The following is a 20948-nucleotide window of genomic DNA, read 5'->3' on the forward strand; positions in this document are numbered from 1 at the left end:
GGACGACCATCCGCTGCCCGGGCGCCGGCGGCGGACCGCCGGCGCCCCACCACCTCACTCCTCGGCGAGCCGGTCCGGCGCTTCCAGGGCCGACTTCACCGCTTGGAGGAAGGCGACCGCGTCCCGCCCGTTGACCACCCGGTGGTCGTAGACGGCGCTGATGTTCACGAACCGGCGCACCACCACCGAGCCCGTTCCGTCCAGGGCCAGCTCGTCCTGGGTGCCGCCGATCGCCACCACGCAGGTCTGGCCGGGGAAGACGATCGGGCCGGCGAGCACCACGTCCGGGTCGGTGTGCAGCGAGACGACGATGGTGCCGCCGGCCAGCTCACCGGCGCGGAAGCCGTCGCCGCCGGCCCGGGTGCGGAAGTCCATCAGCGTCTCGGCGATCTCCGCGCAGGTCAGCTCCTCGACGTCGCGGACCACGGGGACGAACAGGCCGGTGCCGACGTCGATGGTGATTCCGACGTGCGCCGCCTCGGCCAGCCGTACGCTGGTGCCGTCGCCGGGGGTGGCGAAGAGCAACGGGTGCTCGGCGCGCAACCCGCCGATCGCCTTGACCAGCAGTTCGGGCAGGCCGACCAGGGTGCGGGTGGCGCGGGTGAGCTGCCGGGCCACGGTCAGGGCGGCGTCCGCGCGGACCTTCACCACGGCCAGCGCCGCCGGCACCTCGCGGTGCGACTCGGTGACCACTGCGGCCACCGCCCGCTGCGCCCGGGAGAGCGGGTGCACCGGCCGGGCGTCGTCGGGCGCGGCGCCGCCGTCGCTGGCGGCGGCGGTCACCACCACCGGCTCCGTCGGGGCCGGGCTGGTCGCCAGGGCCGCCTGCCGGTTCGCCAGCAGGCGTTCCACGTCGGTACGACGCACCACCGCCCGCCCGAGGTCACGCAGCTCGGCGTCGCTGATCCCGTGCGCGTCGGCCAGCTCCCGGGCCGAGTCCGTCAGCACCGGCCCGACGCCGTCGCCGGCTCCGTCCGCCCGGCCGCCGCCGGCCGGGCCGCCGTTGGCCTGAGCGTGCTCGGTGAGGAACCGCTGCCGGGCGTCCTCGCTGGCGAAGACGTAGCCGATCACGTCCCCACACCGGCACTCCTGGTTGACCGTGGTGAGCCGGTGCAGCACGCCGGTGCCCTCGCTGAGCAGCTCCTCGGCCGCCTTGGAGGTTTCCAGAACGGCGATCGGGTCGCCGGAGCCGACCTGCTCGCCGTCCTCGGCCAGCCAGTCGGTGAGCACGTACGACGTGTCGTTGTTGTTGAGTTTGGGAACGACCAGGTCAATCACCGCTGGCGACCTCCTTAACGGCCCGGTGGATGTCGGTGTCCTGCACCAGCACGGTGCGTTCGAGGTGGGCGGCGGTGGGGATCACGCTGTCGGCGGAGTGCACCAGCCGCACCGGCACCCGCAGGGTTCCCCAGAGTCGGCTGTGCACGGCCTGGGCCAGTTCCGCCCCCCAGGTGCCGCCGGCGGTGCTCTCCTCGGCCACCACCACCCGGCCGGCGCGGGCCAGGCTCGGCAGCAGCGCGTCCACGTCGAGCGGCCAGAGTCGGGACGGCACCAGCACCTGGCAGACGATGTCGTCGCGCAGCAGCAGCTCCCGGGCCACCCGGACGGCCCGGCCGGCCAGCCCGCCTGGGACGACCAGCACGCAGTCGCACTGCTCCGGGTCGTCCACCCAGATCCGGGCGGTGCCGGCGTCCGGGCCCAGGTAGTCGTAGCGGAACAATTCGTCCACCACGCCGTCGGCGTACATCCGGTTGGTGTAGAGGACCTTGTCCTCGAAGAGCAGCCCGGGCCGGCCGGAGGCGAGCATCCGGGCAAGCACCGCGTGGTTGTCGTGGAACGGCGACACCTCGTGCAGGGTCAGGCCGGGGATGCCGACGAAGTGCTTCTGCGGGCTCTGGCTGTGCGTCGGGCCGTACCCCCGGTTGCCGCCCGTCGGGCAGCGGACCACCAGCCGCATCGGCACCGGCCGGCCGTACATGGCGGTGGACTTGCTGGCGAAGTTGAGGATCTGGTCGAAGGCCAGCGCCACGAAGTCGCTGAACATGATCTCGACGATGGCGCTCTGCCCGGCCAGGGCGAGCCCGCCGGCCACCCCGACGATGCCGCCCTCGCTCAGCGGCGTGGACAGCACCCGGTCCGGCCAGCGCCCGGAGAGCCCCCGGGTCACCTTGAACGCCCCGCCGTACGGGTCGACCAGGTCCTCGCCGAGCAGGTGCAGCCCCGGATCGTCGGCCATCAGCGCGTGCAGCGCCTGGTTGAGGTTCTCCACCACCCGCTCAGCCACGGTCAACCCCATCCCAGCGGCTCGCCGGCCGGCCGGAGACCTCCCGGACCACGTCCGCCACGTACCGGCGCTGCCGCTCGTCGTGCTCGCTGAACTGCTCCGGGAAGGCCGCCGCGTAGCGGCCGTACCAGTCGTGCGCTCGGGCTTGCCCGATCTCCTCCGGGCGGCGGCTGTCGTCGCCCTTGCTGTGCGGGCCGACCCGGTGGGTCAGCAACTCCACCATCTGCGGCGCGGAGCGATCCCGGACCCGGCGCAGCACCGGCGCCAGCTCGGCCCGGACGGTGTTGGTGTCGGTGGAGGTGACCAGCAGGTGGTCCACCCCGAACGCCCGGGCCCGGCCGCCGATGCTGCCGGCGAGCTGGACCCCTGTCGGGGTGGACTGGGCGATCCCGTTGTTCTCCACCACCAGCACCAGCGGCAGCTCCCAGAGCGCCGCCATGTTCAGCGCCTCGTAGACCGCACCCTCGCCCCAGGTGCCGTCGCCGACGTAGACCAGCGCCAGCCGGCCCGGCTCGGCCCGCTTCAGGTGCAGCGCCACCCCGGCGGCCACCGGCGCGCTCTCGCCCTGCACCCCGGTGGAGAGGTAGCGGTCACGCAGGATGTGCTGGCTGCCGCCGACGCCGTGGCAGACCGCGCCCTGCCGCCCCATCACCTCCGCGAGCAGGCCGTGCGGGTCGGCGAACCGGGCCAGGTAGTGCCCGTGCCCGCGGTGGTTGCTGAACACGTGGTCGCCGTCGTCGAGCAGGGGGCGCAGCGCCACCGGCACGTACTCCTGCCCGAGGCAGGTGTGCGTGGTGCCGTGCAGCTCGCCCCGGCCGAACATGTCCAGCAGGGCCAGTTCGAAGTGCCGGATGAGCAGCAGCAGGTCCAGGTCGGCGTCGGTGAGCCGGGTCGGCCCGGTCGGCGGCGCCTCGGTCCGGGTGGCGGTCACGACGCCTCCCGAGCCAGCTCCGCGGCGACCAGGTCGACCAGCTCGCCCACCTGGCCGACCGCCAGGTACGCGCGCAGGTCCAGCCGGACGCCGAGGTCGTCCTCCAGCGCGGCCAGCAGCCGCAACGCCTCCAGGCTGGTCCAGTTGGCCAGCGTCTCGAATCGGACGTCCGGCGCGATCCGCGCCGCCGGGACGTCCGCGACCTGCTCGATGAGGTCCGCGACGGTGGTGAACACCTCAGGCACGGACGCCTCCCTCCTCCTCGAGGACGATCCACGCCGGCAGCAGCCGGGGCGGCGGGTCGAGCGGCAGCACGTGGCGGGTGGTGCCTTCGTACGTGGACCCGACGGTGAAACCGGCGGCCGGCCAGCAGGCCCCGCCTGGCTTGTTGCGGGCGGTGGGCCGGAACAACGCCTCCAGCCGGTGCGCTCCCGCCGCCCGGGCCAGCTCGACGACCCGGTGCAGCACCGCGTGTTCGATGCCCCGAGAGAAGACCCGGCAGCTCAGCACGAAGTTCTCCACCACCCAGTGGTCCGGGGCGGCCCGGTCCAGCCAGACGCCGCCGACCAGCCCCTCAGTGCCGAACCGGTCCGCCACCTCGACGGTGAGCACCAGGTGGTCGGGAGAGGCGGCGCGCTGCCGGGTCTGCGCCTCGGTGTGCGCCCGGTCGGTCATGGTGAACTGGTTGGTGCGCAGCCCGAGTTGGGCCAGCCGGGGCAGGCTCAGCTCGTCCACCGGCCGGACGCCGACCCGCAGCGTCAGCTCGTGCAGGTAGTCCTCAGCGGAGCGAAAGGTGGCGGCGAAGCCTTCCCGGTCGGCCCGGGCCCGGTACAGCTCCGTGCGGTCCCGGTCGGTGGCCCCGGTGGCCAGCACCGTGAAGTGCCCCTCGGCGAGCAGCCGGCCGGAGAAGCCCGCCGGGTCGCCGGCCAGCTCCACCACCCGGACGGCGGGCAGTTCCCGGCGGACCAGCTCGCATTCGAAGGCGCTGTCGTCGGCGAAGACCACCGCGTCCAGCCCGAGGTTGAGCGTCTCGGCGAGCTGGCGCAGGTTGTCGTCCTTGCGTCCCCAGTTGACCGCCTGCGCGACGAAGTCGTCCGCGCGCAGCAGCAGGTCCGGGTGCCGGTCGAACGCCTCGGCGACCACGTCCGGGTCGTTCTTGCTGCACACGGTGAGCAGGACGCCCTGCCGGCGCAGGGCGAGGGCCCGCCGTTGGACGTCCCGGTGACAGTTGCCCGGGTAGTCGGTGCCGAGCTGGATGCCGGCCAGCCCGTCGTCGCCGAGCACTCCCGCCCATAACGTGTTGTCCAGGTCCAGCGCCAACACCTTCGCGGTGCGGCCGAGCACCGCCAGGCAGAAGGTGGCCGCCTCGGCGGCGTACCGGCGCTCCACGGTGGGCGTCCAGGCCATGCTGGCGAAGCGGTAGAGGCGTTCGTCTCGGACCGGCCCGTCGTGGTCGACCAGCAGCGCCTCCAGGTCCATCGTGTACGCCCCGTCCCGCCCGCCCAGCTCCAGCAGCCGGCCGTTCAGCTGCCGCCAGGCGCGGCCCAGCTCGGCCCGGCCCCGGAAGCTGATCACGGTGCGGTGTTCCAGCGGGGAGAGCGGCACGGTGTGCAGCAGCACGGCGCCGTCCTGCTCGGCGGTGAAGCCGCGGACCGCCGCGGCCAGCACCTCGGCCCGGTCGGTGAGGGCGTGGCCGAGCCCGGGCAGGTCGCCGGGGTCCCACTCGGCCGGCAGGAACCAGCCGTCGTGCAGCAGGCAGAGCGTCACGTCGGGGCGGAACTCGGCCAGCTCGGAGCGGGGATCGCTGAGGTCGAGCACCAGTTGGTCGAAGCCGGAGACGTGGATCTCCGGGGTGATGCCGGCCCGCAGCAGCGCCACCCGCAGCAGCGGCTCCACGGTGCCGGGGGTGAACGTGCCGGTGACCGCCACCCGCAGCGGGCGCAGCGGGAACTCCTCGGAGGCCAGGCGGTCCGCGGGCACCCCGGCGAGCAGCCGGCCGGCCGTGGCGACGGTGGCGGGCGGGGCGCCGTCCAGGTGCACCAGCGCGGGTGCCACGGTCGGGTCCGGCACCGTGTCCGGGCCGCGTAGCCCGCGGATCCGGAACAGCAGCTCCTCGACTCTCATCAGGTTTCCTTCCTTCTCCCGTCGGGCGGGTCGTCGTCGCTCGGGCCGGTCCGGGCGCGCCGCCCGCCCGGGTTCCCGGCCGGACTCGCGCCGGTGCTCAGACCCTCAGCAGAGTGCAGACCCAGTGCATGCCGCTGCCGGTGCTGGTCAGGGCGACCAGGTCGCCGTCGGTCAGCTCTCCGTGGTCCAGGTGGTGCTCCAGCCCGATGAGCTGGTCGGCGCAGCCGACGTGGCCGTGGTCCAGGGCCAGCTCGACGTTGGTCCGGTCCAGGTCGACGCCGAGGTCCTTGGCCAGTTCGGCGAACTGCCGGGCGTTGTCGTGGAAGTGCACGAACCGGCGTACCTCGGCCAGGTCGACCCCGGCCCGCGCGCAGGCCGCCTCGACCACCCCCCGGTTGCGTTCCCGGATGGTGGCGACGAAGCGGAACATCTGCCGCACGTCGCCGGCGAAGAACTCGTTGAGCCGTTCGGCCGGGTCGCCGACCCGGGGGGTGCCGCCGGCGGCGGTGAACGGCTCGGCGGCGCCGCCCACCGGCATCCGCATGAAGCCGGCGTACCGGCCGTCGGAGATGGTTTCGGTGGCCAGCCAGCGGCACCGGTCGTGGTCGCGGACCAGCACGACCGCCGCGGCCCCGTCGGAGAAGACGCTGGTGTTGATCTCCATCCGGTTCCAGTACGGCTCGCAGACCCGGTTGGCGCCGATCAACAGCGCGGTCCGGTACGCCGGATGGGTGGCGAACCGGCCGGCGACCGTGTCGAACGCGGCCACCCCGCCCCCGCACGCCTGGTTGAGCAGCACCGCCTCGGCCCGGTGCGCGCCCAGCCGGGCCTGGGTGTGCGCCGCCGCGTCCCAGTACAGGTACTCGGTCAGGTCGGGGACGGCCAGCACCACCAGGTCCACGTCGGCGGCGGACAGTCCCGCCCGGTCCAGCGCGGTGCCGCCGGCCACCACCGCCAGGTCGGTGACGCCGACACCGTCGCCGGACCGGTGGAAGGTGCGGTACTCCCAGGCGCGGACCCGGTCCAGCTCCCTGGTGTACGCCGGCGCGGCGGTCGCCACGTCGACCGGCTCGCCCAGGACGTGGGCCAGCGCGGCCACCCCCACGGCGACCGGTGGCGCGGTCACCAGGACGCTCCCACGGTCGACCCGCCCGGGGTGGACGGCACGGGGTCGTCGGGTGAGCCGGCCCGGACCGCCCGGACCCGGACCGCCGGGTCGGGCGTCGCCGCGTCCAGGGTGGCGAGGAACCCGACCGCCGCGCCGTTGCGCCCGGTGTCGGCCCAGCGGACCAGCACCTCGCCGACGCCGGCCTCGGCCGCCCGCCGGGCCACCTCGCGCAGCGCCCGCGTCTCGACGTCCTTGCCGAGCACCGGGCAGGAGAGGGAAAAGATGTCCACCGTCCACCGGTCCCCGACGCGGTCCACGCCGAGCAGGCCGGCGGTGCCGTAGTCGCCGAGCCGGTCGCGGACCCGCACCGCCAGCAGCCCGGCCGCCCGGGCGGCCAGCGCGTCGGCGGCCGGCGCGGGACCCAGCGCGAAGTCGCGCGCCCGGGCCACCAGCTCGGCCATCTCAGCCACCTCGGCGGGTTCGACCGGCCGGCACTCCACCCGCACGTCCAGGCTGGCCACGAAGTCGTCCAGGGAGAGCCCGGCGGGCTCCGTGCCGTCCGGGCCACGCCGGCCGGGCGCCCCGGTCCAACGCCGGGCGGGGGCCCGGTCGGTCAGCCCGGCCGCCGTCAGCTCGCCCGCCCAGGCGCGCGGGTCGCCGCCGAGCGCCACCGTCCGCCAGCGGCCCGTCCCGTCGGCCTCGATCGGGCCGGTGCCGACCACGGCGAGCTGCGCCGGGACGGCGTCCAGGTCGGCGGCGATCTCGGTGAGCTGCGCGGCGAGCGGCCGGTCGTCGGTCACCCAGCCGTCCAGCAGGCCCAGCAGCTCCGGGCAGTCGGCCGCCACGGTCGCCCAGCATCGGGGCCCGCCGGCGTGCAGCGCCAGCCGCAGCCCGGTGTCGCGCAGCTCCCGCAGCACCGGCAGCAGCTCCGTCCAGCCGGCCCGGCCGGCGTCGGCCAGCCCGTCGCCGTCGAGCACCAGCACCCGGCAGCCCGCGCCGTACCAGCTGCGCAGCAGCCCGCCGGTATCGGCGCCGAGCCGGGCGAAGACCTCCTCGGTATACGGCACCTTGGCGAACCGGAACAGCGCCGGGTGGTACGCCCGCCGACCGCCGACCGCGCGGACCGCCTCCTCCGCGTCGACCAGCAGCACCCACGGGTCGCCGGCCAGCCGCTCCCGCAGCCGTTCCCGGGCGGCGGTGGCGGCGGCGGCCACCCCACCGCTGTACGCCGCGTCACCGGCGCCGTACGGCCGGGCGGCCGGGACGGCCGGCAGGACGTACACCAGCAGGGCGCCGTGCCGGCGGGCGGCGGCGAGGGCCGCCTCCGCCCCGGCGAGTAGTTCCTCGGCCCAGCCGGCGCCGGCCGGCCCGGGGTCGCCGGCCTCCTCCGGCCGGGCCGCCACCACCAGCACGTCGGGGCGGGCGGTGGTGAGGAAGCCGTCGGTGGCCAGGCACTGCTGGACCACCTGGTTGAACGGCCCGACCCGCAGCGTCGCCGGCAGCCCCGCGTCGTGCAGCGCCAGCCCCAGGTACGGCACCAGCGGGTCCACCGTGTAGCTGGCCAGCAGGGTGACCCGCAGCAGCGGCCGGTGCCCCTCCCGTTCGACGCGCTGCCAGCGGTCGCGCAGCGCGAACAGTTCGGCGGTGGGCGGCATCACGCCTCCGTCCCCTTGGCCCGCAGCACGTCGCGCAGCGTACGGACGCTGCGCACGTCGCGGATCTCCTCGAAGGCGAAGGAGACGCCGTAGACCTCCTCAAGCGTGACCACCAGTTGCAGGTGCCGCAGGCTGGTCCAGGTGCCGATGGAGTCCGGCCCGGACTCGTCGGTCACCTCCGCCGGGTCGACCTCCAGCACCCCGGCCACCACCTCGGTGAGCGTCACTTGGCCACCACCTGACGGTCGTCGGTCAGCTCGTCGGTGCCGGTGGGCGCGGGCAGCGGCGCCGGCCCGGCGGTCGGCTCGTCGTAGTCGGGCAGGTCGGTCTCCATTCGGCGGATGCTCGGGGAGGCGAACCCGGCGACGGCGACGCCGATGCCGAGGATCCCGACGATCACGAAGATCAGCCCCATGCCGGCGCCCGGTCCGGTGCCGACCAGCCAACCGAAGGCCGAGGCGCCCGATCCGTCCTCGCGCATCATCGGCTCGAACCAGCGGTCGGCGGCGATGCCGGCCAGCGCCGTGCCGCCGGGGTAGGCCAGGTCCTCGATGAACTGCCGGGCGGCGAAGACCCGGCCCTGGGCGGCCGGCGCCACCTTCTCCTGCCAGACCGACTGGGCGTAGCCGTCGATGAACGGGATGGACAGGTGCAGGAAGAGCAGGGCGATCGACCAGATCAGCACCGAGTCGGCGACGCCGTAGATGATCCGGCCGAGGATGCTGAAGACCAGGATGGCGATGAGCATCCGGCGGATCTTGTGCCGCGTGTTCGGCAGCAGGGCCAGCAGGCCGGCGCCGGCTACGCCGCCGATCGCGCCGATGGTCTGCACCAGGCCGAGGGCGTTGGTGCTGCTGTCGGTGCGGGCCAGGATCTGCGGCACCAGCAGGGCGAAGCCGACCGCGGCGAGGACGTTGATGGCGAAGAGAATCGCCTCCAGGCCGGTGAACGCCCGGCTGGCGAGGATGAAGCGGAAGCCGTGCACGGTGTCCGACCAGAACCCGCCGTCGTCGTGCGCTTCCCGGGGCACCGGCGGCAGCTTCACCAGCAGCACCGCGCCGATGGCGACCAGGTAGGACAGCGCGTCGACCAGCAGGATGACCTTGATGTCGAGCACCCCGAGCAGCGTGGCGGCCAGGCCGGGCGCGAAGATCACCGGGATGGTCCGGACCGCGAACATCATCGCATTGGCCCGCGGGTACTGGCCCTTCTCCATCATCACCGTGATGGTCGCCTGATAGGCGGGGAGCTGGAACGCCAGGAAGGCGCCGGTGACGAGGTTGACCAGGTAGAGGTGCCACACCTCGACCGAGCCGGTGAGGAAGAGCAGCAGCAGCACACCGGTGGTGACGGCGGAGCCGATGTCGCTGAGCACGATGGTCAGCCGGCGGCTCCACCGGTCGACCAGCGCCCCGGCGATCGGGCTGAAGATGACGGTGGCGCCGAAGGCGAACGCCATCAGCATGGTCAGGTCGGTGGCGCGGCCGGTGGCGTCCCACACCCAGATGCTCAGGGCGAAGTTCGTCATCCGGGTGCCCAGCGCCGACAGCAGCTGGCCGAACCAGATCGTGGTGAACCCGGCGAACCGGGACGGACGGCGGAACGCCATGGGGGATCCTCCTACTGCCGTGGCGGTTGCCCGTGGTCTCCGGCCAGGCGCAGCAGCCTGGTCCGGATGCCGTCGAGCAGATGATCAGCGGTTTCCGGCCGGAAGGCCGGGGTGGCGTAGCTGAGATCGACGCGGAGCGCGGCGCCGGTCAGCGAGCCGGTCACGTCGAACGGGAAGGGCCAGTGCCCGGTGGGGTCCTCCGTCGGGCCGAAGGGGGCCGGGCAGACCTCGAAGAGCTGGTTGGCGGGGGAGACGTCGTCGAAGCCGAAGCCGCCCATGTAGTTGACGGCGACGGCCGGCGCCGGCACCCCGGCGAGCCGGCCGCGGACCTCCCCGTCGGGGCAGAGGTGGCGCAGCAGGCCGTAGCCGATGCCGTTGTGCGGCACCCGGCCGAGCTGCCGGATCACCGAGCGGACCGCGCTGGCCGGGTCGGCGGTCTTCGGCAGTTCCAGCCGAACCGGGTAGAGCACCTGGAACCAGCCGCTGGTCCGGGAGGTGTCGACGTCGTCGAAGAGCGGTTCCCGGCCGTGCCCGGTGGTGGCCACGGTGACCGCGCCGCCGGTGCGTTCGCCGACGGTGGCCGCCACCGCCCAGACCAGCAGGTCCCGCACGCTGGTGCGCAGCCGGCGGGCGGCGGCGTGCAGCCCCCGGGTGGCCGGCTCGTCCAGGACGGTGGAGGCCAGCCCCAGGTCGCCGAGGCGGGTCGGCCCGGTGCCCGGCACGTCGGCCAGCCGGGCCAGCGTGCCGTCGTCGGCCTGCGCCAGCCAGTACGGCAGCTCGGCGCGCAGCTCGTCCGAGCCGGCGTGGGCGGCGAGCCGATGCGCCCAGGCCCGGTAGGAGGTGCTCTTCGTCGCCAGCGCCGGCGGTTCGCCCCGGTCGAGCTGCCCGCAGAGGGTTTCCAGGTCGGCCAGGAGGAGACCCCGGGAGACCGCGTCGACGACCAGGTGGTGGGCGACGATGAGCAGCCGGTCGGGCAGTTCCGGGCCGAGCCGCAGGTGCGCCACCCGGACCAGCGGGCCGGCGGTGAGGTCCAGGCCGGTCTGGGTGGCCGCGGCCAGCGACTCGGCCGCCGCCTCCCGCTCGACAACTGGGGTGCCGGTGAGGTCGTGGCCGGTGAAGGGCACCGCGTCGGCCGGGTCGGCGTGGTGCTGCCGCCAGCCCCCGGCCGGCAGCCGGGTGAACCGCAGCCGCAGCGCGTCGTGGTGGGCGACCAGCAGCCGGACCGCCTCGCCGAGCAGGTCGGCCGGGAGCCGCCGGGCGAGCTGAAGGTAGTACGGGTGGTTGAACAGCGACGGCCGGGCCATGCTGGCGCCGACGATGTCGGTGAACCAGCGCTGCGCCCCGGTCAGCGGCGCGTCGCCGGTGACGACGCCCTGCTCGGCGTCGACTCGGACGGCCGCGCCGAGGCTGCCGGCGAGTTCGGCGACGGTGGGGTGGCGGACCAGTTGCCGGGGGGTCACCTCGATGCCCGCCTCGGCGCACCGGGCGACGAGTTGCATGGCCAGCAGCGAGTCCCCGCCGGCAACGAAGAAGTCGTCGTGGATGCCGAGCTGACCGGCGCGCAGCAGGTCGGACCAGATGGCGAGGAGCTGCCGTTCCCGTTCGGTGCGGGGCTGGGCGGCGGCCCGGTCGGCCTGGCGCCGGTAGCCGCCCGTGACGGCGGCCCGTACGGCGGTCGCGTCGGCCAGTTCGGTGGCGACCTCGGCGAGCAGGTCGGCCGACAGCGGATCGGCCGGGCCGCCCGGGTCGGTCGCCGGGCCGTCCAGCAGCCACAGGCCGCGCAGCAGGTCGACCGGCCCGCGCTCCGGGTCGCAGCCGAGCACCACCGCGGCGGGGTGCCGGGCGGCCAGTTCGGCCGCGCCCGCCGGGTCCGGGTGCACCAGGAGGGTGTGCTTGTCCGGGGCGGCCGGCTCCTCGTCGTACCCGATCAGGCCGGCGGTGACCAGCGCGGCGAGTTCCGGGCCGGCGGGCGCCGCGGTGAGCAGCACCCGGCGCCCGGCGTGGGCCTGCGCCGCGAGCAGCCGCGCCAGCCCCGCCTGCCGCTCCGCCGGCCCGGGCGGTACGACCAGCAGCCCGACCGCCCGGTGCCGCAGCGCCCGCCGCAGCAGCACCGTGCCGGTGACCGCGGTCAGCTCGTCGCCGTCGTCGCCGGACGGGGGCACCTGGTAGCGCCGGGCCCAGGCGTCGAGCGGCAGCACCTCCACCCCGGCCCGGCCGGCCTGGCCGTCGCGCAGCTGGCCAGTCAGCTCGGTGAAGATCCCCGCCCAGGGTCGGCTCAGGAACCCGGCCGAGGCGGGCGCGACGAGCAGGGTCAGCGGGGCGGCGCTGCGCTGGCGGTAGCTGTCCAGCGCGACCTCCAGTTCGGCGAGGTAGTCGCGCAACCTCACCGTCGCCGTGCCGAGCGGGCCGGCGGGGAGCCGGTCCTCCCAGCGCAGCAGGAGGGTGTTGTGGTCCCGCGCCGAGGTGGCCAGCCCGGCCGTGGCCGGCTCGCGCAGCAGCCGCAGCAGCGGACCGGCGGGCAGCGCCACGCAGCGGTGTGGCAGGCCCAGCAGCTCGGTCCAGAACCGCACCACGGCGGGCAGCCTGGCGACGTCGAGGGTGCCGCCGACCACCAGCCGGGGGGCCGTCCGTTCGGGCGTCCGACGGGCGGTCACCGGGGCGTCCCGGCGTTCCCCGCCGAGCGGGGCGTCAGGGCGGCGCAACCCCTCGTCGAGCACCTGGCCGAGCCCGGTCAGCAGCGTTGTCATCCGTTCCGGGGTGAACAGGTCCGCGCTGTACGCCAGGTCGGCGTGCAGTTCCTCGTCCTGCCAGGTGAGGCTGAGGAAGAGGTCGAAGTCGACCCCGACGCTGGGCACCTCCACCGGGCTGGCGTCCAGGCCGGGGAACTCTGGCAGGTCGTCCGGCAGGTCGATGACGTTCAGCACGCACTGGAACAGCGGGTGGTACGCGGCCTGCCGGGGCAGCCGCAGCGCCTCCACGATGGTCCCGAACGGCAGCCCCTGATGCTGATAGGCGTCCCGGGCGATCCGGTAGGCCCGGGCGACGAGCTGCCGGAAGGTGGGCCGGCCGGCCACATCCACCCGCAGCGGCAGCAGGTCGGCGAAGCAGCCGACCAGCGGGGCCAGCTCGGCCCGCTCCCGCCCGGCGGTGGGCACCCCGAGCACCAGGTCGGCCTGCCCGCTCTCCCGGTGCAGCAGGGCGGCGAACCCGGCCAGCAGCACGGCGAACGGGGTGACCCCGTCGGCGCGGGCCAGCTCGCGGACCGCCGTGCCAAGCCCGGCCGGCAGCCGGCGGGACTGGTAGCCGGCCACGTCGGAGCGTTCCTCCGGGCGGGGGTGGTCGGTGGGCAGCTCCAGCAGCGGCGGCGCGTCGGCCAGCCGCTCCCGCCAGTAGGCCAGGTGCGGCTCCCCCGCCGGGGAGGCCAGCCAGTCGCGCTGGTGGCGGGCGTAGTCGGTGAACTGCACGGGCAGCGGCGGCAGCGGGTCGCCGACCCCGGTGACCCGGCGGGCGTACCCGGCGGCCAGTTCGGTCAGCAGCACGCTCCACGAGGTGTTGTCGCAGACGATGTGGTGCATGCCCAGCACCAGTTGGTGGCGCCGGTCGGGGAGCCGGACCAGGCGGGCCACCAGCAGCGGCCCGGTGGCCAGGTCGTAGCGGTGCGCGGCGAGCCCGGTGACCGCCCGGCGCAGCGTCCGGGCCTGCTTCGCCGCCGGCACGTCGGTCAGGTCCAGCGGTTCCAGCCAGGGGTCGAGGTGGTCGTGGACCACCGGCTCCGGCTCGCCGCGCCGGTCCCGGAAGGTGGTGCGCAGCACCTCGTGCCGGGTGACCACGTCCCGCAGCGCCGCCCGCAGCGCGTCCTTGACGAGGTCGCCGCGCAACTCCATGGCGGCGGTGGTGTTGTGCCGCACCACGTTGTCGCCGAGCTGGTCCAGCGCCCAGAGCCGGGCCTGCGCCGACGAGGCGACGGCGGGGGTGCCGGGCCGCGCGGGGGCGAGCGGGGCCGGGTTGCCGGCCTCCGGTTCGGCGTCCAGCACGGTGGCCAGGCCGGCCACCGTGGGATGGGTGAACAGCGTGTGGAGCGACACCTCCCGGCCGAACTCCGCCTGCACCCGGGACAGTAGGTGGGTGGCGAGCAGCGAGTGTCCACCGAGGCCAAAGAAGTCGCTGGTGACGCCGACCGTCTCGACGCCGAGCGCGGTGGCCCAGAGGCGGCTGAGCCGATCCTCGGTGGGGGTGCGCGGCGGGACCGGTTCGTCGTCCGGGCCGTCCCCGCCGCCCGGGACCGGGACGGGGCGGCTCCGCTCGGCCACCGCCGCCGCCGTGCTCAGCCGCTCGGCCAGGTACGCCGCCCGCTCCGACCCGATCGGCGCGGCCAGCGCCGGCACCCGGGCCGGCCCGTCGGCCGGCGGGTCCAGCGGCCACAGGTGGGCGAGCAGTTCGCGCAGCTCCGCCCCGCCCTCAGGGACGGCCAGCGCGAGCGGTTCCGGGTGTTCCCGGCGCACCGCCGCCACCGTCGCCGGGTCGGGGTCGAGCAGCACCACCGTCGCCGGGTCGCCGGCCGTTGCGGCGGCGGCCGACAGCTTCCCAGGCGGGCAGCCGCGCACCTGGTGCCCGGGCAGCGCCGCGGTGACCAGGTCGATCGGCAGCCGCTCGGCGTCTACCAGCACGGTCCGCCGGGGCTGCCCGGCCAGCCGGTGCAGCTCCCGGACGACCACCGTGCCCAGGGCGGCGAAATACTCGGCGGTGTACGGGACATGGCCCAGCTCGTCGGCGCGCCCGTCGAGTAGCCCGCCGACCGGGTAGGTCGCTGCGTGGTCGGCCGCCCAGACGACGTGCACGCCGGGGGTGCGGGCGGCGAGCACGGCGAGCCGGTCGTCGAGCCGCCCGGTCAGCGTGGCGGCCGGGCCGCCGGGCGTACCGGGGCACACAACCAGCAGCAGCGGTGCCGCCGTCCGCCCCCGGTACGCCCCGACCGCCGTCTCCAGGTCGGTCATCGCGGCGTCGAGCAGCGCCTCGGCGTCCGCCGGATCCTGCCGGCGCAGCCAGTCCTCCCAGCGCAGCAGGCACACCGTGGCGTCGGCGTCCGCGCCGGCCAGCAGGTGCGCGACGAGCTGGCCGTAGCCGACCAGCTCGACGGCGGCCGGCACCCGCAGGAAGTCCAGCCAGAACCGCACCGGGTCGCGCAGCGGGTCGACGGTGAACGTGGCGGCCAGGGCGAGCCGGTGCCGGCGCAGCCCGGCGGCCGCGGAGAGCGGCCGGTCGGGCGCCGCGGCCATCGCCGCCAGCAGCTCCGACAGCCGGCCGACGGTCCGGGCGATCGTCTCGTCCAGGTAGAGCTCGGCGTTGTAGTCGACGGCCCCCTCGATCCGCTCGCCGCGCCGGGTCAGGCTGAGGAACAGGTCGAAGTCGGTGAGCCCGTTCTCCACTGCGACCGGGGTGAACGTGGCGCCGCCCGCGCCCCGCCGCTCCTCGCCGCCGTCGGTCACGGTCGCCATCACCTGGAACAGCGGGTTGACGCTCGGGTCGCGGGGCGGGCTAACCTCCTCCACCACCCGCGCGTACGGCGCCTTCTGGTGCGCGTAAGCCTCGCTGACCGTGCGGTGGATGCGCCGCACCAGGTCGCGGACGGTGGGGTCGCCGGAGACGTCCACCCGGAGCACCAGCATGTTGGCGAAGCAGCCGATCAGCGGCTCCAGGTCGGTGCTCGCCCGGCCGGCGGCGGGCATGCCGAGCAGTACGTCGTCCTGCCCGGTGGCCTGGCGCAGCAGAGCGGCCAGCGCGGCCAGCGTCACCGCGTTGACGGTGGCGCCGGCGGACCGGGCGAGCGCGCCGAGGGCGGCGGTGGTGTCGGCGTCCACGGTGAAGGCCCGCCGCGCGCCGCGGTGCGTCTGCACCGGCGGGCGCGGGTGGTCCGGCGGCAGGGTGGAGCGGGGCGGCGCCCCGGCTAGCCGTTCCCGCCAGTACGCGAGGTGACCGTTGACGGCCCGCACCGCGTCCGGTCGCCGCCGCGCCGCCACGTGGTCAACGAAGCGGGTGGGCAGCCCCGGCAGTTCCGCCGGTACGCCCCCGGCGAACTCGCCGTACCAGCGGACCAACTCGTCGGTGAAAACCCCGGCCGACCAGGCGTCGAAGACGATGTGGTGCGCGGTGACCAGCAGCAGGTGTTCGGTGTCGGCGAGGGCGAGCACGCGCACCGCGAGCAGCGGGCCGGTGGTCAGGTCGAAGGAGACGGCCCCGTGCGCGGTGACCTCCCGCTGCTGTGCCGCCGCCCGCTCGGCGTCGGGCAGCTCCCGCAGGTCGACCAAGGGCATCGGGAGCTCCAGGGTGTCGCGCACCCGCTGGGCCACCCCGTCGCCGGTCTCGGTGAACACCACCCGCAGCGCGTCGTGCCGGGCGACGACCGCGTTGACCGCCCGGTGCAGGGCCGGCACGTCGAGGGGGCCGGTGATCCGTTCCGCGAACGGCACGTTGTAGACCGGGGTGCCCGGTTCCAGCCGGTCGAGGAACCACAGCTGTTCCTGGGTGAAGGAGAGCGGCAGCGGGCCGGGGTCGGGGCGCTGGGTGCGGGCCCGACGCAGACGCAGGGCGAGTAGCTCCCGCTGCTCGGGAGTGAGGTCGGCGAGGTCCGGGTGCAGGTTCTGGGTCATCGGGTGGCCCCTTCGGCGTACGTGCGGTCGACGGCGCCCGGCCCGGCCGGGACCGCCGGACCGCCGCCCAGCAGGCGGGTCAGCGGGGGTGGCGAGTCGTGCAGGTAGAGGTGGCCGCCGGGGACGACGGTCAGCGAGAAGTCGGCGGTGGTGTAGGCGGCCCAGCCGGCCACCTCGTCCGGGTCGACCAGCGGGTCGTCGGCGGCGGCGACCGCGTCGACCGGGCAGGGCAGCGGCTCCGGCGACACCGGCCGATAGGAGGCGACCACCGACAGGTCGGCGCGGACCGTCGGCAGGATCAGTTCCAGCAGCGCGGCGTCGGCGAGCACCTCCTCGGGCACCCCGCCGAGCCCGCCCAGCCAGTCGGTGAGCGCGGCGTCGTCGAGCGCGTGCGCCTCGCCGGTACGGGCGGCGCGGTGCGGCGGCCGGGCCGCGGAGACCACCAGTCGCTGCGGCACGGGGCCGCCCCGGGCGACCAGCCGGCGGGCCAGTTCGTACCCGATCAGGCCACCCATGCTGTGCCCGAAGATGGCGAACGGCGGGCGGACCCGCGCGGTGACGGCGTCCAGCAGCGGGGGCACCAGCTCGGCCATGGTGGTCAGCGGGGGCTCGGCGAGCCGCCGTTCCCGGCCGGGAAGCTGCGCGCTCCACACCTCCACCTGCTCGCCGAGCAGCGCGGCCCACGGCCGGAAGGTGCCGGCCCCGGCGCCGGCGTGCGGCAGGCAGACCAGGCGTAGCCAGGCGGCCGGCCAGGGTACGGCGCAGTCCAGCCAGGCGTCGGTGGTGGCCGGCGTTGGCGGCTGCATGAGCACCCCGTTCCTGCTCGTGGGAGGGCGACGGGCGGTGCTGTCGCCGTCGGCTGCACGGTAGGAAGGGGCCATGAGCGGGGTCTTAGTGCCGGATGAGGGTTCCCTGCGGTGTCCGTTCGGGAGGCGGTCGGCGCGGGTCAGGCAGACGGCGGCGGCGGTACGTCGACCAGGCGGTGCAGCCGGGCGGCGAACTCGTCGCGTTCGGCCGGGGTGAAGCCGCTGAGCAGATGTTGCATGGCTGGACATGGCTCGGACCGGCGAAGACACCTGGCGGGTCACCGCGGACTGGTGCTCTCGGCTGACGGCCGATTTCACCGCTTACCTCACCGATGCTCAGGTGGTGGACTTCGCGGAGGAGATGCTCTCGCGCTTGGGCGCGGCGTCGGGTGCGAGCTTCTCGGCGCCAGTGACCCCCGGCCGCAGCAATCCCCTGGTGTTGAAGGGCAGAGCCCATCGAAGACGGTTTCGCCTAGTACGGCAGCCGCCATTGGCGGTCTGACCTGGCGGGATGTGGTGGGGGGTGTGCGAAGTGGACGCAGCCGCCTGTTGATCATGTGTTTGTGAGGACAACAGAATCGAAGGCGGCTGCTGCTGCCAGGGTAGCGGCCAGGCGCGCGGTGCGGGCACGGGCTGAGCTGTTGGCGCGGTTGCGGTCGTGTTTCGTGTGGACGCAGACGTGGCAGCACGCGGGAAGATACCTGTCGGCGTTGGTCAGCCAGGTGCCGAAGTGCAACGGGTGGAGCATCGCTGAGCAGGTCGGGGACGCCACGCCGGACCGTAGGCAGCGGTTGTTGAATCGGGCGGTGTGGGACACGATGGCCGCGATGAGTCAGGTTCGGCGGTTCGCCGCCGCGGGTCTGGACGCGGCGGCGGCGCGTGGGCGGCGGCGTGGGCTGGTGGTCGGGGCGTTGGACGAGACGGGCCAGCCGAAGCAGGGCCAGGCGACGTGTGGGGTGAAGCGGCAGTACATGGGGTGCGCGGGTCGGGTCGTGAACGGCATCAACACCGTGCACCTGTCCTACGTTCGGGAGAGGACGGGGCACGCGTTGATCGGGGCGCGTCAGTGGATCCCGGCCGAACACATCGGCGACCCGCGCACGGCTGCGGGGATGGGGCTGCCGCCGGAGGTGGAGTTCCGTACCAAGGGCCAGTTGGCCATCGACCTGTGTGCTGATGCGTACGCCGACGGCCTGGTGTTCGACGTCGTCTGCGGCGACGAGGTGTACGGCAACTGCACACAGTTGCGGGAGTTCTTCGAGACCCGTGGGCAGGCGTACGTACTGCGGGTCGTCTCCACCTTCATGATCAACCTTCCCTCCGGAGACAGGATGACCTGCGCGCAGGCCGTCACCCTGCTGACCGCCGACACCCGTCGGTGGGAGGTCCGCTCGGCCGGTCCCGGGTCGAAAGGGCAGCGCTGGTACGCCTGGGCGTGGATCGCCACCGCCTCACCGCGGCATCATCTGCTGGTCCGCCGTCACCTGCGCACCGGTGAGCTGGCCTTCCACTACTGCCATGTCCCCGAGGGGCAGATCCTGACCAAGACGAGGCTGATCCGCGCTGCCGGGCTGCGTTGGCCGGTCGAGGAAGATTTCGAGTTCGGCAAGGACCACTTCTGCCTGGACCAGTGCCAGGCCCGCCTCTACACCGCGATCGCCCGGCACACCGTGCTGGTCATGGCCGCCCTCGCCGTCTGCGCGGTCACCGCCGCCCACCTCAAAGACCGCACTGACACCCAGGCACCACCACCGAACACACCAGACCAGCCACCACCACCCGAACCCGGACTGATCCCCCTGACCGTCCCCGAGATCAAACGACTCCTCGCCAACGCCCTCCACCATCCGAAACCACCCGGCCACGACACCCACTGGCTCACCTGGCGACGCCGTCACCAAGCCCGCGCACGCTGGTTCCACCAGCGCACCCGACTGAACCGCGACTACACCCTGGTCAATTAGCAATTGGCGGCTGCCGTACTAGGAGCGTGCGTCAGTATTCGCGGTACTGTCGGCCCAGTCGATGTTGTAATACTTCAGCTTCTCGTCTTCTGCAATCAACTGCATTCCGGCTGCGGTCATGACGTGTTGGGACGCGATGTTGCCGTGGGTGGTGTCGCCTCCCACGCAGGTGACACCGCGTGCGCACGCGAATGCCAGCAATGCGCGGAGAGCCTCGGAGGCGTATCCGTTGCCGTGCACTGACGGGATGAGGCCATAGCCGATCGTGACGCTGCCGTTCTCATCCGGAGTTCCGTGGAAGCCCACGCCGCCGATGGCGTGCCCGTCCTCGCGGCGACGGATCTCGTAGTTGCCGAACGGTCGGGGATCGCCGATGTTCGTGCAGGTGTCCAGGAAGCGTTTGGCCGCGAACACATCGCCCTCGGATGGGTATCCGGGCGCCCATCGGGCGGCGTCATCCGGCTCGCCGGTCACAATGCGTTCCGCCTCGCTGACGCCGATCGCATGTAGTACGAGCCGCGCTGTCACAAGATTGTCCATGACAGGGAGGAGTATCACCCGCGATGGCCGGGCCGCCATCGAAATACCCGGCCTGACCTCGCCCCGCCCGCGGTTTGTGATCTTATCTATGGGCTGGCTCCGGTATGCGTGACGAGGGCGGGCTCTTCGACGTCGGACCGGTCACTGCGGCAGCGGATCGGCCAAGGGGCGCGGCGCCGGTGGATAAGACGTTCCGGTCCTTCGACCCGCAACAGGTGCTGCTGTTGCCGCCAGCGTAGGACGACTGGCTGCCTGAGGAGCATCTGGCCCGGTTCGTGGCCGAGCTGGTCGACGGGGTCCTGGACCTGGCGCCGATCCTGGCCAGCTTCACCGAGAAGCGCGGCTTCCCGCCCTACGACCCGCGGCTGATGCTGCGGCTTCTGATCTACGGCTACACCACCGGAGTCCGCTCCTCCCGAGCGATCGAGCGCAAATGCGTCGACGACGTGGCGTTCCGCTACCTGGCCGCGGATCAGGTCCCGGACTTCCGGTCGATCTCCCGGTTCTGCCGCCACCACCTTCACGCCCTGGCCGATCTGCTCGTGCAGTCGCTGCGACTGGCGCAGAGGATCGGCATGGTGAAGATGGGCCGGGTCGCGCTGGACGGCACAAAGCCGGAGGCGAACGCTTCGAAGGACAAGGCGATGAGCTACGACCGGGCTGATCGACAAAGAGGAGAAGATCGAGCAACGCCGGCACCCACCCCCAACAGGCCCTGGTCGATGCAGGGTACTGCTCCGAGCCGAACCTGCAGGCCGCTGCCGAATCCGCCGACCGGGCAATCCCCCGGGCACTGGGAACCGCTGCCCGCGCGGACATCGGTACGGGCATCGATGGGCCGTACTGGATCTTGCTTCGACAATGCGGCTACGGAAAGCTGCTTCGCGACCCTGAAACCGGGGCGGCCGGTGGCCAGACGGGGTGTCTCCGAGCGTTGAGGCGACGCTACGATGAACGTCGCTGCAACCGCCGATCCTGGCGGCCTCGTCCGTGTTTTCCCCCGGAGGCCCCGTGCCCGCGAGCGATACCAGCCAGCCGCTGGGAGATCCCCGACTGGACACCACCACCGTCTCGGTTGCGCGTCGGTGGAACTACTGGCTCGGCGGGAAGGACCACTTCCCAGTCGATCGGGAGTCGGGTGACCGGATCGCCCAGGCGTACCCTGCGATCCGCAGCGCGGCCCGTGAGGGCCGCGCCTTCCACGGCCGGGCCATCCGGCACCTCGCCCGGGAGGCCGGCATCCGCCAGTTCCTCGACATCGGCACCGGTCTGCCCGCACC

The 20948-nt window shown here is 74.0% G+C and carries 14 protein-coding genes and 1 pseudogene; 3 read left to right on the forward strand and 12 right to left on the reverse strand.

Annotated features, from left to right (window positions below; genetic code table 11):
- Nucleotides 1–54: 54 nt before the first annotated feature.
- The 11 genes from ABZ807_RS28640 to ABZ807_RS28690 all read right to left on the reverse strand — a co-directional run bounded on the left by ABZ807_RS28640 (nt 55) and on the right by ABZ807_RS28690 (nt 17164).
- Nucleotides 55–1278 carry a 2-oxo acid dehydrogenase subunit E2 gene (locus ABZ807_RS28640; protein WP_357164595.1) on the reverse strand — a complete coding sequence of 408 codons (1224 nt, stop codon included), beginning with the start codon at nt 1276–1278 and terminating at the stop codon, nt 55–57.
- Nucleotides 1271–2284, reverse strand: coding sequence for a transketolase C-terminal domain-containing protein (locus ABZ807_RS28645; RefSeq protein ID WP_357164598.1), 1014 nt, complete (start codon nt 2282–2284; stop codon nt 1271–1273). Before ABZ807_RS28645 ends, ABZ807_RS28640 begins: the two co-directional genes overlap by 8 nt.
- Nucleotides 2277–3215, reverse strand: coding sequence for a thiamine pyrophosphate-dependent dehydrogenase E1 component subunit alpha (locus ABZ807_RS28650; RefSeq protein WP_357164601.1), 939 nt, complete (start codon nt 3213–3215; stop codon nt 2277–2279). The genes ABZ807_RS28645 and ABZ807_RS28650 overlap by 8 nt, the downstream gene beginning before the upstream one ends.
- Nucleotides 3212–3460 carry a phosphopantetheine-binding protein gene (locus ABZ807_RS28655; protein ID WP_357100245.1) on the reverse strand — a complete coding sequence of 83 codons (249 nt, stop codon included), beginning with the start codon at nt 3458–3460 and terminating at the stop codon, nt 3212–3214. The genes ABZ807_RS28650 and ABZ807_RS28655 overlap by 4 nt, the downstream gene beginning before the upstream one ends.
- On the reverse strand, nt 3453–5339 hold the full coding sequence (locus tag ABZ807_RS28660; RefSeq protein ID WP_357164604.1) for an HAD-IIIC family phosphatase: 1887 nt from the start codon (nt 5337–5339) through the stop codon (nt 3453–3455). Before ABZ807_RS28660 ends, ABZ807_RS28655 begins: the two co-directional genes overlap by 8 nt.
- A gap of 97 nt (nt 5340–5436) precedes the next feature.
- Nucleotides 5437–6465 carry a 3-oxoacyl-[acyl-carrier-protein] synthase III C-terminal domain-containing protein gene (locus ABZ807_RS28665; RefSeq protein WP_357164607.1) on the reverse strand — a complete coding sequence of 343 codons (1029 nt, stop codon included), beginning with the start codon at nt 6463–6465 and terminating at the stop codon, nt 5437–5439.
- Nucleotides 6462–8102, reverse strand: a complete 1641-nt coding sequence (locus tag ABZ807_RS28670) for a hypothetical protein (RefSeq protein WP_357164610.1) — start codon at nt 8100–8102, stop codon at nt 6462–6464. The genes ABZ807_RS28665 and ABZ807_RS28670 overlap by 4 nt, the downstream gene beginning before the upstream one ends.
- The gene (locus ABZ807_RS28675) at nt 8102–8329 is read right to left on the reverse strand and encodes an acyl carrier protein (RefSeq protein WP_357164613.1); all 228 of its coding nucleotides are present in this window, start codon (nt 8327–8329) and stop codon (nt 8102–8104) included. The genes ABZ807_RS28670 and ABZ807_RS28675 overlap by 1 nt, the downstream gene beginning before the upstream one ends.
- On the reverse strand, nt 8326–9711 hold the full coding sequence (locus tag ABZ807_RS28680; RefSeq protein ID WP_357164616.1) for an MFS transporter: 1386 nt from the start codon (nt 9709–9711) through the stop codon (nt 8326–8328). The genes ABZ807_RS28675 and ABZ807_RS28680 overlap by 4 nt, the downstream gene beginning before the upstream one ends.
- An 11-nt stretch (nt 9712–9722) precedes the next feature.
- Nucleotides 9723–16358 (reverse strand): condensation domain-containing protein, encoded by a 6636-nt coding sequence (locus ABZ807_RS28685; protein ID WP_357164619.1) that lies wholly within the window; start codon nt 16356–16358, stop codon nt 9723–9725.
- A complete protein-coding gene (locus tag ABZ807_RS28690; protein ID WP_357164621.1) occupies nt 16355–17164 on the reverse strand; it encodes an alpha/beta fold hydrolase in 810 nt (269 codons plus the stop codon). Before ABZ807_RS28690 ends, ABZ807_RS28685 begins: the two co-directional genes overlap by 4 nt.
- 665 nt (nt 17165–17829) lie before the next feature.
- Here ABZ807_RS28690 and ABZ807_RS28695 point away from each other — a divergent pair.
- Nucleotides 17830–19128 carry an IS701 family transposase gene (locus tag ABZ807_RS28695; RefSeq protein WP_357164624.1) on the forward strand — a complete coding sequence of 433 codons (1299 nt, stop codon included), beginning with the start codon at nt 17830–17832 and terminating at the stop codon, nt 19126–19128.
- A gap of 18 nt (nt 19129–19146) precedes the next feature.
- Here the strand turns inward: ABZ807_RS28695 and ABZ807_RS28700 are convergent, their stop codons facing one another.
- Nucleotides 19147–19668 carry a GNAT family N-acetyltransferase gene (locus ABZ807_RS28700; RefSeq protein ID WP_357164627.1) on the reverse strand — a complete coding sequence of 174 codons (522 nt, stop codon included), beginning with the start codon at nt 19666–19668 and terminating at the stop codon, nt 19147–19149.
- A gap of 104 nt (nt 19669–19772) precedes the next feature.
- On the opposite strand from ABZ807_RS28700, the pseudogene ABZ807_RS28705 reads away from it, so the two are divergent.
- A pseudogene (locus ABZ807_RS28705) lies at nt 19773–20321 on the forward strand (transposase); the annotation flags it as partial.
- A gap of 385 nt (nt 20322–20706) precedes the next feature.
- The coding region (locus ABZ807_RS28710) for an SAM-dependent methyltransferase (RefSeq protein ID WP_357164630.1) at nt 20707–20948 on the forward strand (242 nt) is incomplete at its 3' end.

It is taken from the genome of Micromonospora sp. NPDC047548, assembly GCF_040642975.1.
Classification (GTDB): Bacteria; Actinomycetota; Actinomycetes; order Mycobacteriales; family Micromonosporaceae; genus Micromonospora.